Source organism: Cupriavidus nantongensis, assembly GCF_041726985.1.
Taxonomy (GTDB): domain Bacteria; phylum Pseudomonadota; class Gammaproteobacteria; order Burkholderiales; family Burkholderiaceae; genus Cupriavidus; species Cupriavidus nantongensis_A.
Genome location: NZ_CP168302.1, coordinates 687,591 through 701,555 on the forward strand (window position 1 = coordinate 687,591; position 13,965 = coordinate 701,555).

Consider the following 13,965-nt stretch of genomic DNA (forward strand, 5'->3'; position numbering starts at 1 on the left):
CCTGCCAGGCCCCACGTGACGGCGCACGCATACGGAGACGACCGATGCCAGACCTTAGCGCATTGCTGCAACCGCGCACCATCGCCGTGATCGGCGCTTCCACCCAGCCCGACAAGGTAGGCGGCATGCCGGTGCGGCTGCTGAGCGAGCTGGGCTACGCCGGCCGCATCGTCCCGGTTCACGCAACCGCCAGCGACGTGCAGGGGCTGGCCGCGGTGCCGACGCTGGATGCACTGGACGTGCCGGCCGACCTCGCCATCGTGGCGCTGCCGGTCAGTGCCAGCCTCGACGCGATGCGCCAGCTGGCGCGCAACGGCACGCGCGCCGCGGTGTTCTTCACCTCGGGCTTTGCCGAGACCGGCGGTGATGGCATCGCGCTGCAGGCGGAACTGGCGGCGCTGGCGCAGGCCCATGGCATCACGCTGCTGGGACCGAACTGCCTGGGCGCGATGAACCTGCGCGAGCGGGTGTTCGCCACCTTCTCGCCGATCCCGCTAGGCGGACTGCCGCCGGTCGGCGAGGTCGGACTGGTCAGCCAGAGCGGCGCGTTCGGTGCCTATGCCTTCGCGCTGGCGCGCGAGGCCGCGCTGGGCCTGAGCCACTGGGTCACCACCGGCAACGAGGCCGGCCTGCATGTGGCGGACGTGATCGAATGGCTGGCCCGCGACGACGCCACGCGCGTGATCCTGGCCTACCTGGAAGGCTGCCGCGACGGCACCCGCCTGCGCCGCGCGCTCGCGGCCGCGCGCGCAGCGGGCAAGCCGGTGGTGGTGACCAAGGTGGGCACCACCGAAGCCGGCGCGCGTTCCGCGCAATCGCATACCGCCAGCCTGGCGGGCGAAGACGCGGTCTACCAGGCGGTGTTCGACGAGTACGGCGTGTTCCGCGCCGATACGCTGGGAGAATTCTTCCGCCTCGGCTACGTGCTGTCGCGCGGGCGCCGGCCAACGCGGTGGCAGCCTTCGGCGAAGGAGCCGGCCAATGCCGTCACCCCGGTTGCGCTGGTCACCGTCTCCGGCGGCGTCGGCATCATGATGGCCGACCAGGCCGAGGCGCTGGACCTGCCGTTGCCGCCGATGCCCGAAGCCCCGGCCGCGGCGCTGCGCAGCGCGATTCCGTTCGCCAGCACCGCCAACCCCATCGACGTCACCGGCCAGGTGGTGGCGCAGCCCGACGTATTACTGGACGCCATTGCCGCCGCGGCGCAGAGCCCGGACTACGGCAGCGTGGTCGCCTTCCTGGCCGGCGGCATAGGCTCGCCGCGGATCTGGCCCGGCCTGCAGGACACCGTCGACGGCCTGCACCGCAGCGGCACTGCGGCACCATTGCTGTTCAGCGGCCTCGCCGATGACGACAAGCGCCGCTGGCTGGAAGCGCGCGGCGCGCTGGTGTTCCGCGAACCGGCGCACGCGGTGCAGGCCGTGGCCGTGCTGGCCCGTGCCGCCGCGCAAGCCGCGGCGGCCGCGCCCATCCCCACAGCGGCCGCGGCAGGCAGCCTGCCCGTTCCCGATGTCCCCCCCGGCACCACGGCCTTGTCCGAGTTCGAAGCCATGCAGTGGCTGGCCGCGTGCGGCATCCCCACCGCGCCGCACGGCCTGGCGCGCGATGCCGACGAGGCCGTTCGCATCGCCGACACCATCGGCTATCCGGTCGCGATCAAGCTGTGCTCTCCCGACATCCTGCACAAGAGCGATGTCGGCGGCGTGGTGCTGAACGTGACCGACGCGCAGGCGGCCCGCGCCGCCTTTGCGCAGGTGCAGGCCGCCGCGGCCAGTCACGGCACGCCCGCGCGCTTTGACGGCGCGCTGGTCGCCGGCATGGTGCGCGGCTGGGGCGAGCTGATGGTCGGCGTGCGGCGCGACCCGGTGTTCGGCCTGGTGGCGCTGGCCGGCATCGGCGGCACCGCGGTGGAGATCTTCCGCCAGACCGCATTCGGCTTGGCGCCGCTGAGCCATGCCCGCGCCCGCACCATGCTGCGCGCAAGCCGTGCCGAGGCCCTGCTGTCGGGCCACCGTGGCCATCCCGCGATCGATGCCGAGGCCGTCGCCGAGGTGCTGGTGCGCGTCTCGCAGGCCGCGGCGGCACTGGGGCCGAGGCTGGACACACTCGAAATCAACCCGCTGATCGTTACCGCCCGCGGCGTGGTCGCCGCGGATGCCGTGGTGACCCTGCATGCGGCGGACGCCGACAGCCATACGAACAGACCAACCGAGGAGACCACCCGATGAACCAACCCGCTGCGCCTTTCCTTGCCGGCGCTCCCATCGACACCCCGCAGGAAGCCCTGACCGCCGCGGCGGCACTGCCGCTGGTGCTGGCCACCTACCCGCTGTTTGAAAGCCTGCGCACCTGCCGGCTGCAGACGTCGGTGGCGCAGGCCACCGGCTACGGGCGCGCGCCGGTCAACACGCTGTCGGCCAGCACGCAGCCGTGGACCCACCTCGACCGCGACATCGTCACGCCGGCCAATGACCTGCTCTACTTCTGCGCCTGGGTCAACCTGGCCGACGGGCCCGTGACGCTGCACGTGCCCGCGCTGCCGGATGCGCGCCGCTACTACGTGGTGGAACTGCTCGACGCCTGGACCAACAACTTCGACAACCTGGGCCCGCGCAACGTGCCCGCCGCCGGCGCCGACATCGTGCTGGCCGGCCCCGGCCAGCATGCCGAGGGCGAGCACGTGGTGCATTGCCCCACGTCGCTGGTGTGGCTGCTGGGCCGCGTGCTGGTGACCGGCGCCGACGACCTGGCGGCCGCCAGCGCCTTCGAGAACGGATTCCGCCTGTCCGGCGGCAGCGCGCGGCAACCCGCCTGCGTGCGCGACTGGCACGACAGCGGCGAGCCGGCGCTCGACTTCTTCGCCAACATCTTCAACGCGCTGCGCGAATATCCAGCCGAACCTTCGGCCGCGGGCCTGCTGTCGCTGCTGCGCAAGTGCGGCATCCGTGCGGGCGAGCCCGTCGACGTGGGCGCGCTGCGGCCCGCGGTGCAGCAGGGCCTGGTGCGCGCCTGGCGCGAAGGCATGGCGCTGATCGAAGCCAATACCCGCAGCCATGCGCGCAAGAGCTGGACCTACAGCCTGCAGCTTGGCCGCTATGGCGATGACTGGATGCAGCGCGCCGTGACCGCGATGAAGGGCCTGGGCGCGCTGCGCGCCGACGAAGCCGTCTACGCCGCCGCGGACTACGATGCCGACGGCGAGCTGCTGCATGGCCGCCACACCTACGCGCTGCACTTCCCGGCCGGGCACCTGCCGCCAGCGCAGGCGTTCTGGTCGGTCTCGCTCTACGGCGCCGACCGCTTCTTCACCGACAACGCGATCGGCCGCTATGCGCTGGGCGACCGCAGCCCGGGGCTGCAATACGACGCGGATGGCGGGCTCACGCTGACCATCTCGCACCAGCGCCCCGCGCAGGCACAGGACAACTGGCTGCCGGCACCCGACGCGCCGTTCTACCTGATCTTGCGCCTGTACCACCCCACCGACGGCTTCATGGCGGGCGACTACGTGATCCCGCCGCTGCGGCGCATTGCCTGAAGGAGCCCGCCCATGGCCACCCAAGACACCTCCCTCGACGCGCTCGCCCGCGACGCGGTGCGCTACACGCTGCCGCTCTACGAAATGGCGCGCATGCGCGCCGCCACCTGCCCGCGCCGCGACAGCGCCGGCACCTTTGCCGGCGACGGCCCCGATTCCACGCTGCGCTGGATCAACACCGTCACGCACGTGCGCGCATTGCTCGGCCCGCAACACCGGCAGGTGGTCACGCCGAACAACGACACGCTCTACACCAACGCCTGGCTCGACCTGTCGCGCGGCCCGCTGCTGCTGGAGGTGCCGGACTGCCACGGCCGCTACTATGTGCTCGGGTTGCTCGACGCCTATACCAACCCGTTCGGCTACATCGGTACCCGCACCACCGGCACGCAAGGCGGCACCTGGCTGCTGCACGGGCCGGCCTGGCGCGGCGAAGTGCCGGCCGGCGCCACGCCGCTGCCCTGCCCCACCGATGCGGTCTGGATCATCGGCCGCATCCTGGCCGACGGCGACGCCGACCTGGCGGGCGCGCATGCCTTGCAGGACGGCATCCGCCTGCGCCGGCCCGATGGCACCGCCGCCGCGAGCGTGATCGACGCCGGCATGCACGTCGGCGAGCGCCCGGGCGATCCTGACCGCTACGCCGCGATCGTCCGGCGCATGCTGGCCGAGAACCCGCCGCCGGCCGCGGAGGCGGACCTGGTGCGCAGCTTCGCCGCCGCCGGCATCGGCAGCGCGACGCCGCTGACGCCGACGCAACGCACTGCGCTGGCAGCCGCGCTGGCGCACGTCGATGCGGAACTGGCCGCGCCCAAAGCTTCCGCGCTGGGCGGCGGCTGGTCCTTGCCGGTGGAAATCCGCACCTCATTCGGCTCGCACTACGCGCTACGCGCCGAGGTGGCGCGCAATTACATCGGCGCGCTGGGCATCGAGGAAGCCATGTACCTGATGGCCGATTGCGATGCCGACGGCCTGCCGCTGGAGGGCATGCACCAGTACGAACTGGTGTTTCCAGGACACGGGTTGCCGCAGGTGGGCGCGTTCTGGTCGCTGACCATGTACCGCAAGTCTGACTGCATGCTGGCGGAGAACCCGCTGCAACGCTACTCGCTGGGTGACCGCTCGCCCGGCCTGCGCACGATGCCGGATGGCAGTCTGCGGATCGTGCTGGGCACGCGCGCACCGGCGGACGCTGCCGATACCGGCAACTGGCTGCCCGCGCCGCCCGAATCGTTCTACGTGGCGTTGCGCCTGTACGTGCCCGGCAGCGCGCACCTGGAACGCACCTTCCGCTACCCCGCCATCCGTCGCATCAAGGAAGCTTTATGAACCGAACCATAGTCTTCGCCCGGGCCGTGCTGACGGCGGGCGTGGCGCTGCTGTGCCTGGGTAGCCAGGCGCAGGCGCAAACCTATCCGGCGCGGCCGGTCAAGCTGGTGTCGCCCTACGGCGCCGGCGGCTCCAACGACATCTCGGCTCGCATCCTTGCCGAGGCGCTGGGCGGCAAGCTCGGCCAGCAGGTGGTGGTCGAGAACAAGCCCGGTGCCGGCACGCGCCTGGCCACGGAGCAGGTGGCGCATGCCGCGCCGGACGGCTATACGCTGCTGTGGGCGGCCGCGCCCTTCGCCATCAACACCGCCGCCGGCATCGCGCAGCGCTACGACGTGCGCAAGGACTTCGTCGCGGTGGGTCCGCGCGTGCTGGGGCCGATCTTTTTGATCGTCAACGCGAACTCGCCGGCGCGCACGGTGGCGGACTTCGTGCGCATGGCCAGGGAGAAGCCCGACGGCGTGACAGTGGCCTCGCCGGGCGCCGGCTCGGGCCCGCACCTGACCGCCGAGCTGTTCGGGCAGGTGGGGAAGTTCAAGCTGCTGAGCGTTCACTACCGCGGCGACGCCACCGCCTACACCGAACTGCTGGCGGGCCGCGCCGACGCCACCCTGACCGCCATCACCGCGGCGCTGCCCTTTATCAAGGCCGGCAAGCTGCGCGTGCTGGCGGTGGCGTCGGAGCAGCGCACGCCGGTCTATCCCGATGCGCCCACCTTCGCCGAACAGGGCTATCCGGGCATGGTCGGCTACGGCTGGTTCGGGCTGGTCGCGCCGGCCGGCACACCGCCGGCCGTCACCGAGCGGCTCAACCGCGAGGCGTCGGCCGTGCTGGCCGATGCGGAGACGCGCAACAAGCTGCTTGGCCTGGGACTGGAGCCGCATCCCGAGCGCGGCAGCGCGTTCTCGGCCTTCATCGACCAGGAGATCGGCAAATGGGGCAAGCTGATCCAGGCGCGCGGCATCAAGCTGGACTAGTGCAGGGACGCAAGGCGTTCGCGCAAGGCAAACCATGACATCGCATAAACAGGAGACCACGCCATCATGAAGACCGTTGCCCGTTTTTCGCCGTGGGTGCAAGGCAAGCTGCTGCAGGCCGCGCTGCCCTGGCTCGGCGTCGCGGCGCTCGCCGTAGCACCCGTAGCCGCGCCGGCACAGGGCGCCTACCCGGCCAAGCCCATCCACCTGATCGTCGCCTATCCGCCGGGCGGCCTCACCGACACGCTGGCGCGCGCCGTCGGCGACGGCCTGTCGCGCCAGCTGGGCAAGACCGTGGTGGTCGAGAACAAGGGCGGCGCCGGCGGCATCATCGGCACCGACTATGTCGCCAAGGCGGCGCCGGACGGCTACACCCTGCTGATGACCATTCCCGGCCCGATCACATCCAACCTGGCGCTGTACAAGAAGCTGCCCTACGATCCCCGCACCGACCTGCGCCCGGTCTCCGACATCGCCACCGCGCGCACGGTGCTCGCCGTCAACAGCAGCGTGCCGGCCAGGACCGTCGCCGAACTGCTGGCCTATGCCAAGGCCTCGCCCGGCAAGCTGCGCATGGGCTCATGGGGCGCGGGCACGCAGCCGCATACGATCCAGACCTATTTCGCCAGGCAATACCAGGTCGACATGCTGCACGTGCCCTACCGCGGCGAGGGGCCGATGGTGACCGACCTGCTGGCCGGCCAGGTCAACGTGACGGTGGGCTCGGTGACCGCGCTCAAGCAGCATTTCGCCACCGGCAAGCTGCGTCCGCTGGCAGTCACCGGCACGCGGCGCGCGCAGGCACTGCCGGACGTGCCCACCTTCACCGAGGCCGGCTACGCCGACGAACCGTTCCGGCTGACCGGTCCCATCACGCTGATGGCGCCTGCCAAGACGCCGCAGGACATCATCGACCGCCTCGGCCGCGAGACAGCGAGCCTGGTCTCCAGCGCCGACATGCAGCGACGCATCGTCGACATGGGCGCGGAGCCGCTCGGCACCACCCCCGCGCAGGCCGAGGCGGCCTACAAGGCGTACCTGCCGGTGGTTCTGAAGCTGACGGCGGATACGGGGGTGACGCTGGACTGAGGGGCGCCGGACCTGGCTAGGCCACGGTAGCGTATGCCAGCGTTTTCGGCGTCTTGACGATGACTTCGGGCTGTTCGCCGACCACCACGGTGTCGTCGAGACGGAAGCCGCCGAGGCCGTAGACATAGAGGCCAGGCTCCGCCGAATACACCTCGCCTGCCAGCAGCGGGCGGGTGTTGAAGGCCATGTCTTCCGGGTATTCATGCAGCACCAGCCCGACCGCATGGCCGGTGCGGTGGAATACGTAGTCACCGCAGCCGGCCTGCTCGATCACGGCCTGCGCGGCCGCGTCCATGTCGCACACCCGCCTGAGTGATCGCCCAGGCCGTGGGCTAGGACATGTTCTGTGGCGGCATCCAGCAACTGGATGGCCTGCTCGCTGGCGGAGCGGTCGATGGCGGGAGGGCTGGATTTCGGCATGGAGTCATGGCAGGGGCGCCAGCCCGGAATTCTACGATACCCGCCATGGGCCTGAGTGACCGGTGCGCGACCCGGCGAAACTGCCGTGCTACAGTCCACAGCGTGCGTCAGACGGACGCACACGTCCCCCCCCCCCCCCAAGCATGAAAACGCTGCTGATCGTCTATCACACCATGACCGGAGGCACGCGGCAGATGGCCACGGCCGCCGCCGACGCAGCCAGCCGGCAACCCGGCGTTAATGTCCTGCTCAAGACCGCCGCCGAGGCCGGGCCCGACGATGTGCTGGCCGCGGATGGCTACCTGTTCGCCACCCCGGAGAACCTGGCCGCGATCGCGGGCATGATGAAGGACTTCTTCGACCGCTGCTATTACGCCGCGCTGGACCGCATCAACGGCCGGCCCTACGCCGCCATGATCTGCGCCGGCAGCGATGGCCAGAACGCGCTGCGGCAGCTCGAGCGCATCGCCACCGGCTGGCGCCTGAACCGGGTCGCGCCCGGGCTGATCGTCTGCACGCATGCGCAGACGCCGGAGCGCATCCTCGCCCCCAAGCAGATCGAGCCCGCCGACCTGGCGCGGTGCGCGGAGCTTGGCGAGGGCCTGGCCGCCGGGCTGGGCCTGGGGGTGTTCTGAGGCCCTCCCGGCCATCGGGCAGCCGGGGCGCGGACCGGGAACGGGACTTGCACGTCCCACTCATTCCCTTTGCGGCCCCTTGTCATGGACGACCCCGAAATTACCGCTTCAGAAGCCCGGCGCGATCCGCTTGCCGGCACCGCGCGCGGCGTGATGCGCGTGGTCGATGCGTTGACGCAGACCGCGCTGGTGGTCGCCACCGCCACCCTGGCCTGGGCGCTGTGGCGCCGTTCCGATGCCTATGCGTGGTTCGGCGGGCTCGGTCCCGGCACCGCGGTGACGCTGGCGGTGGTGGTCACGCTGGTGGCGCTGCTGGGGGTCTGGATGGGCGTGCGCACCTGGCGGCGTGTCGGGTGATGCGTCGCTAATCCTTACAACGCCACAGTAAAAACTCGCCACAAACCCGAGGAGATACGGTGCCTGACACTTCGCTTGGCCGTACCGGCCTGCTTGCCGTCGTCACCGGGGCGTCGTCCGGCATCGGCTACGAGCTGGCGCGCTGCTGCGCGCGGCGCGGCTATGACCTGTTGATTGCCGCGGACGAGCCGCAGATCGACATCGCCGCCAGGCAGTTGCGCGACGAAGGCACCGAGGTGACTGCGCTGCTGGCGGACCTGTCCACGCCTGCAGGGGTCGAGCAGGTCTGCGCGGCGCTTGGCACCCGCCGCGTCGACGTGCTGTGCGCCAATGCCGGCCGCGGCCTCGGCCACGCCTTCCTGGACCAGGACTTCGCGGCGATCCAGCGCGTGGTGGAGACCAACGTGACCGGCACCCTGCACCTGCTGCACCGGATCGGGCAAATCATGCGCGCGCAGCATGAGGGGCGCATCCTGATCACGGGATCGATCGCCGGCTTCGTCCCGGGCACCTGCCAGGCGGTGTACAACGCGACCAAGGCTTTCCTGGATTCCTTCTCCTATGCGCTGCGGCATGAACTGCAGCACACCGGCGTGTCGGTCACCTGCCTGATGCCGGGTGCCACCGAAACCGACTTCTTCGAACGCGCGGACCTGCTCGATACCCGCCTCGGCCAGCAGAAAAAGGCCGATCCCGCCGAGGTGGCGCGGATCGGCTTCGATGCCATGATGCGCGGCGAGGGCGAGGTGGTGCCGGGCTGGCAGAACAAGCTGCGCGCCGCCATCGCCATGGTGACGCCCGCCGACGTGCTGGCCGAGCAGCATCGCCGCATGGCGGAGCCGCAGGACGCGCTGGGGAGCGCCCCGCCAGCGCCGGCGGACAAGCCGCCGGCGCCGTAATTCCGCATCAGCCCATGCGCGTGGTGCCGCCGGTGCTGTCGCGCCCCTGGCCGGGACCGCCGCTGCCGGTTTCCATGCCGCCGCCATAGCTGCTGGCGCTGGAGCCGGTGGCGCTGCCGGAACTGCTGACGCCGCTGACGCGCCCCTCGCCGGAGCCGCCGGACTGCGCGCCAGATTGCCCGCCAGACTGCGCCCCTTCGGTGATGCCCGATACGCCGAACGCGCCCGGCGCGCCCAGGCGCACCGCGTTATGGATCTCCTGCACGCCGAAGACATCGTCGACGATGTCCTCGATGCAGTACTTCTGGCGCCGGTCGCGCACGTTGCCGGTCAGGCGCACCACGCCGCCCTGCACTTCGACCTCCACGTCGCGCACATCGACATGGCGCGCGTGCGTGAGCCGTTCGCAGATGTCCTCGCGGATGCGCTCGTCGCTGCGCTGGTAGCCCTTGGGGCCGACGCGGTCGCGCCCGCGCGGCATCTCGCGCGAGGCATTGCCGCGGCGGTCGCCCCCGCTGTCGCCCCACTCGTCGCGCACCTCGCTGCCGCGGCGCCAGGCTTCATCCTCTTCCCACGGCGGGCGCCGGGCGGAGGTTTCCCAGACACGCTGCGCGGGGCTGGAGCGGCCGCCGTAGTAGCCGGACTCGCGCACGTCGCTGTCGTGTCGCTGGCGGCCTTCATAGCGGCCTTCGCCGTAGTCGCGCGCGGGGCCACCGCGCTGGCCATAGCGCCCCTCGCCGTAGCCGCGCGGGTCGTCGCCGCGTGTGTCACCGCGGTTGCGGCGAGATTCATCGGCGTCGCGGTCCTCGCGCCACCAGGAGCCGCCGCCTTCATTTCGGAATGGATGCATCGCTGTCTCCAAGGGTTGAGCTTCCGGCGCGGCCCTGCGGGCCGCGCAGCCAGTCACCGGGGCGCAAGTTCCATACCATTGGCGGGCATGGATGGCAGCACGCATGCCGCGCGCCCCGCACCAAAGCAAAGGCGGGCGCCACCGGTAAAGGGCGCCCGCCGTTGTCACGCAACCGGGTTGCCGCGGGGTTGCCTCGTCACGCGGCCAGGGGAGTGAGGCCGTGCGGGGCATCGTCCTCGTCTTCATGCACGATCAGCACCACACCGCGCCGCTTGGCCGCGGCCATGCCGATGCTGACTGCGACGTCGCGGTCGTCGCACTGGACCAGGCCCTTGCGCGCGCTTTCGACCGTCAGTTCCCAGCCCTGCGCGGTCTGCCTGATCAGGAAGTTTGCAGCCATGGGTTGCTCCCTGTCGTTGGTGTTCTTGCAGCGTAGCCCATGGGCAGAACCGTTAAATCGGCGTCTGTCCGATAGCTTGTGGGCGCTTCTCCTACAGTCGCAGTGGATGGCGTGCCGGACACCGACAAATTGCGCCAACAAGAGGCCCGGGCAAATTTGATGCCGTCGATCGTGGAGTTGCGATTGTTGACAAGAATCACGGATATAAGCGGGCTGCGATCGAAAAATCGTCCTCCATCACGCAAAGCCGGACCCGCGGGACGCAGGCGGACAACGCCGCACTGTGGCACGCCCCCGGCAGGAGGAGACCATGGATACAAACCCTATCGCCGCTGTTGGCGCTTCTGCTGCGGCAGCTGCCCGCCCTTTACCTGCCCCCGCCCGCAAAAGCGCGCTGCACGACCTGGAACAAACCCGGCTCGCGATCGAGATGATCGGCCTGGGCGCGCGCCTGCAGGTGCTGGAGGCGGAGGTGTCGCTGCCGCGCGAGCGGCTGACCCGCCTGTACAAGGAGCTTTGCGGGACGTCGCCGCCCAAGGGCATGCTGCCGTTCTCGACCGACTGGTTCCTGAGCTGGCGCCCCAACGCCCATGCCTCGATGCTGCTCGGCGCCTACCGTTTCATGGTCCGCGCCGGCCACCTGGACGGCATCCGTGCCACCCTGGCCGGCTTCCGCATGTATCGCGAGCATCTGAGCGTCACCGGCGAGGCCGCCCAGCTCAGCTTTACCCGCGCGTGGATGCTGGTCCGCTTCTATGAGCGCGGCATGCTGCAGCTGGCGCGCTGCCAGTGCTGCCGCGGCGAGTTCGTGGTATGCGCCCACGATGCGCGCCAGCGCTACACCTGCGGCCTGTGCCTGCCGCCGGCACGCGCCGGCAAGTGCCGCAAATCCGGACCCGCCGGCGCATGAACGCCGGCGCCGCACCGGCTCCATTGTCTGCTGCCGCACAGTCCGGCCGCCCGCAGCCTTCCATGATGGATGCACCCGACCACCCCGCGCCGGCGCTCCGGAGTCTCGCCCATGTTCAAGATCCCCATGCTCGGCAAGATGCTGGGCACACCCGCGCCCGAGGCCAGCGGCAAGGCCCGCGCCGAGCCACCGCCCGCGCCGTCCGGCGCCGGCGCGCCGCGCAAGGGCATGCCGGAACAGCTTGCGCAGAACCTCAAGACCCAGGGCGACGCCATGATCCAGTACGGCGCCCGGCTGCTGGTGATGCGCGAGATGCTGTGCGCCATGGCGGTGGCGCTGCCGCCCGATGCGCGCGCCAACGCCCAGCGGCAGTTCCGGCAGCGCATCGACCAGTTGCTGTCGCTGACCGACGACCACGTGCTGCCGGCCGAATTCCACACGGCGCTGCTGGCCGAGGTCAACTATTACCTCGGCGAGCTGAAGCAACGCTGACGGCACCGCGGCCCGCGTGCCCGGCATCTGTTGCCGGTTTGATACCGGTCGTAACCGCCGTTCCTGGCCCCCTGCCATCGTGCTACAGTGCGCCCTCAGCACAAAGCTGCGCAGCGACGCATAGCGCACTCCAGCGGCCCGCAACCAGGCGCCGGCAGGAATGGCGCGCCAGCGTAGCGCGCGCTTGCCGCTCGCCACCCTTTGGCGCCGAACCATTGCCGTGCAGCCGCCTGTCCGCGGGTCCGCCCCGACCGCCGCTGCCGTCCCCAGGATCTTCATGACGCACCAGCTCCAGGCTGCGCTCACCATCGCAGCCTTCAAGCTCTTTGCCGCCTTGCCCTACGGCGTGACCGCCCGCCTGGGCGACGCCCTTGGCAAGCTGCTGTACCGCATCCCCAGCCGCCGCCGGCGCATCGTCCATACCAACCTGGCGCTGTGTTTCCCGGACATGGCCCCGGACGAGCGCGAGCGGCTGGCCCGTGACCACTTCGGCCATGTGCTGCGCAGCTACCTGGAGCGCGGCGTGCAGTGGTTCGGCAACGCCGAGCGGCTGGGCAAGCTGGTCGAACTGGATTCGCGCATCGACCTGGCCTCGTGCGCGGAGCATCCGACCATCTTCATGGGCTTTCATTTCGTCGGCATCGAGGCCGGCTGCATGTTCTATTCGATGCGCCACCCGGTGGCATCGCTGTACACGCGCATGTCCAGCCCGCTGCTGGAGCAGATCTCGCGCACCCAGCGCGGGCGCTTCGGCGCCGAGATGATCCCGCGCAACGGCAGCGGCAAGCAGGTGGTGCGCACGCTGCGTGCCGGCCGCCCGGTGATGCTGGCGGCGGACATGGACTTCGGCATCAACGATTCGGTGTTCGTGCCGTTCTTCGGCGTGCCGGCATGCACGCTGACCTCGGCCTCGCGCCTGGCCAGCATGACCGGCGCGCGCGTGGTGCCGTTCACCACCGAAGTGCTGCCCGACTACCGCGGCTACCGGCTGCGCGTGTTCGACCCGCTGGAGGGCTTTCCCTCCGGCAGCGTCGAAGAGGACTCGCGCCGCATGAACGCCTTCCTCGAAACCCAGATCGCCACCATGCCGGAGCAGTATTACTGGATCCACCGGCGCTTCAAGAACCGCCCGGAAGGCATGCCGTCGGTGTACTGACGCGGCTAGCCGCTATGCTCGCGCAGCAGCACCGTCAGGCGCTGCGCCAGCGGCGACAGGTACGCGCCTTCGCGCGTGACCACGCCGATGCGCCGGCGCAGGTCCAGTTCCTCCACGCCCAGCGGCAGCACGCGCAGGCCACGTTGCATGGCCTCGCCGCCGGCATTGGCAATGCTCAGCATCTGCGTGCCCTGCATCAGCGCGAACAGCGAGCTGCTGCCGAAGTCGATCTCGATGCGCGGCTGCGGCTCCGGCAGGCCGCGTTGGCGGAACGCCGCGTCGACCTGCTGGCGCAGCGTGATATGCCGCTCCGGCAGCAGCCATTCCTGGTCGGCGAGGTCGGCCAGGCGCAGCTTGCGCCGCCGCAGCAGCGCGTGGCCCTGGTCGGCCACCACCACCAGTCGGTCGTCGAACAGCGGCTGCACGGCGAAGGTGTCCGCCAGCGCGCCGGACGGGGTGGGCGCCACCGCCATGTCCAGCTCCCCGGCCGCCAGCAGGTCCAGCAGGTCGCGCGCCAGCCGGCGGCGCAGCCGCAGGCGCGCCACCGGGCGCTCGCGCACCAGCTGCTGGCACGCGCCCAGGATCACATCGCCCGGGATCGACGGTGAATAGCCCACGCGCAGGATGCCCTGCTCGCCGGTACGGATGCCCAGCATCTCCTTGAGGCCGTCCTGGTACTCCAGCTGGATGCGCCGCGCGCGCTCGAGGAAGCGGGTGCCGGCGTAGGTGGCGGCGATGCCGTTGGCGGTGCGCTCGAACAGCGGCAGCCCCGCCTGCGTCTCGACCCGTTGCACCGCCTTGGTCAGCGCCGGCTGGCTGATCCCCAGCGCCTCGGCGGCGCGGCCGATGCCGCCGTGCGCCGCCACGGCGAGGATGTATTCGATATCCCGCGTCTCCATTGCCTCACATTCCC

The 13,965-nt window shown here is 70.7% G+C and carries 14 protein-coding genes and 1 pseudogene; 11 read left to right on the forward strand and 4 right to left on the reverse strand.

What is annotated here, in order from left to right:
• Nucleotides 1-44 precede the first annotated feature (44 nt).
• The 5 genes from ACEI37_RS02870 to ACEI37_RS02890 all read left to right on the forward strand — a co-directional run bounded on the left by ACEI37_RS02870 (nucleotide 45) and on the right by ACEI37_RS02890 (nucleotide 6,933).
• Nucleotides 45-2,228, forward strand: a complete 2,184-nt coding sequence (locus tag ACEI37_RS02870; RefSeq protein ID WP_373377241.1) for an acetate--CoA ligase family protein — start codon at nucleotides 45-47, stop codon at nucleotides 2,226-2,228.
• The gene (locus ACEI37_RS02875; RefSeq protein ID WP_373377242.1) at nucleotides 2,225-3,538 is read left to right on the forward strand and encodes a DUF1254 domain-containing protein; all 1,314 of its coding nucleotides are present in this window, start codon (nucleotides 2,225-2,227) and stop codon (nucleotides 3,536-3,538) included. Before ACEI37_RS02870 ends, ACEI37_RS02875 begins: the two co-directional genes overlap by 4 nt.
• A 12-nt stretch (nucleotides 3,539-3,550) precedes the next feature.
• Nucleotides 3,551-4,867: a DUF1254 domain-containing protein gene (locus ACEI37_RS02880; RefSeq protein WP_373377243.1), complete on the forward strand. Its 1,317-nt coding sequence runs from the start codon at nucleotides 3,551-3,553 to the stop codon at nucleotides 4,865-4,867.
• Complete coding sequence (locus ACEI37_RS02885; protein WP_373377244.1) at nucleotides 4,864-5,844, forward strand: Bug family tripartite tricarboxylate transporter substrate binding protein; 981 nt, start codon at nucleotides 4,864-4,866, stop codon at nucleotides 5,842-5,844. Before ACEI37_RS02880 ends, ACEI37_RS02885 begins: the two co-directional genes overlap by 4 nt.
• A 66-nt stretch (nucleotides 5,845-5,910) precedes the next feature.
• The gene (locus tag ACEI37_RS02890) at nucleotides 5,911-6,933 is read left to right on the forward strand and encodes a Bug family tripartite tricarboxylate transporter substrate binding protein (protein WP_373377245.1); all 1,023 of its coding nucleotides are present in this window, start codon (nucleotides 5,911-5,913) and stop codon (nucleotides 6,931-6,933) included.
• A 16-nt stretch (nucleotides 6,934-6,949) separates the two neighbouring features.
• On the opposite strand, the pseudogene ACEI37_RS02895 reads toward ACEI37_RS02890, so the two are convergent.
• Nucleotides 6,950-7,243, reverse strand: a pseudogene (locus tag ACEI37_RS02895) (M24 family metallopeptidase); the annotation flags it as partial.
• Between the two features lie 253 nt (nucleotides 7,244-7,496).
• On the opposite strand from ACEI37_RS02895, the gene ACEI37_RS02900 reads away from it, so the two are divergent.
• From ACEI37_RS02900 to ACEI37_RS02910, 3 genes are all read left to right on the forward strand, one after another.
• Nucleotides 7,497-7,988 carry an NAD(P)H-dependent oxidoreductase gene (locus tag ACEI37_RS02900; RefSeq protein ID WP_373377246.1) on the forward strand — a complete coding sequence of 164 codons (492 nt, stop codon included), beginning with the start codon at nucleotides 7,497-7,499 and terminating at the stop codon, nucleotides 7,986-7,988.
• An 84-nt stretch (nucleotides 7,989-8,072) separates the two neighbouring features.
• On the forward strand, nucleotides 8,073-8,345 hold the full coding sequence (locus ACEI37_RS02905; protein ID WP_115700053.1) for a hypothetical protein: 273 nt from the start codon (nucleotides 8,073-8,075) through the stop codon (nucleotides 8,343-8,345).
• Nucleotides 8,346-8,404: 59 nt separating this feature from the next.
• The gene (locus ACEI37_RS02910; protein WP_373377247.1) at nucleotides 8,405-9,244 is read left to right on the forward strand and encodes an SDR family NAD(P)-dependent oxidoreductase; all 840 of its coding nucleotides are present in this window, start codon (nucleotides 8,405-8,407) and stop codon (nucleotides 9,242-9,244) included.
• A gap of 7 nt (nucleotides 9,245-9,251) precedes the next feature.
• On the opposite strand, the gene ACEI37_RS02915 is transcribed toward ACEI37_RS02910, so the two are convergent.
• Together ACEI37_RS02915 and ACEI37_RS02920 are read right to left on the reverse strand one after the other, a co-directional pair.
• Nucleotides 9,252-10,094: a BON domain-containing protein gene (locus ACEI37_RS02915; protein ID WP_373377248.1), complete on the reverse strand. Its 843-nt coding sequence runs from the start codon at nucleotides 10,092-10,094 to the stop codon at nucleotides 9,252-9,254.
• A gap of 196 nt (nucleotides 10,095-10,290) precedes the next feature.
• Complete coding sequence (locus ACEI37_RS02920) at nucleotides 10,291-10,494, reverse strand: hypothetical protein (RefSeq protein ID WP_373377249.1); 204 nt, start codon at nucleotides 10,492-10,494, stop codon at nucleotides 10,291-10,293.
• A gap of 310 nt (nucleotides 10,495-10,804) precedes the next feature.
• Between ACEI37_RS02920 and flhC the strand changes: the two genes are divergently transcribed.
• The 3 genes from flhC (at nucleotide 10,805) to ACEI37_RS02935 (ending at nucleotide 13,052) form a co-directional block, all read left to right on the forward strand.
• Nucleotides 10,805-11,404: a flagellar transcriptional regulator FlhC gene (gene flhC, locus ACEI37_RS02925; protein ID WP_373377250.1), complete on the forward strand. Its 600-nt coding sequence runs from the start codon at nucleotides 10,805-10,807 to the stop codon at nucleotides 11,402-11,404.
• A 111-nt stretch (nucleotides 11,405-11,515) separates the two neighbouring features.
• Nucleotides 11,516-11,896 (forward strand): hypothetical protein, encoded by a 381-nt coding sequence (locus ACEI37_RS02930; protein WP_373377251.1) that lies wholly within the window; start codon nucleotides 11,516-11,518, stop codon nucleotides 11,894-11,896.
• Nucleotides 11,897-12,173: 277 nt separating this feature from the next.
• The gene (locus tag ACEI37_RS02935) at nucleotides 12,174-13,052 is read left to right on the forward strand and encodes a lipid A biosynthesis lauroyl acyltransferase (protein WP_373377252.1); all 879 of its coding nucleotides are present in this window, start codon (nucleotides 12,174-12,176) and stop codon (nucleotides 13,050-13,052) included.
• A gap of 5 nt (nucleotides 13,053-13,057) precedes the next feature.
• Here ACEI37_RS02935 and ACEI37_RS02940 read toward each other — a convergent pair whose 3' ends face one another.
• A complete protein-coding gene (locus tag ACEI37_RS02940) occupies nucleotides 13,058-13,951 on the reverse strand; it encodes a LysR family transcriptional regulator (protein WP_373377253.1) in 894 nt (297 codons plus the stop codon).
• Nucleotides 13,952-13,965: the final 14 nt, after the last annotated feature.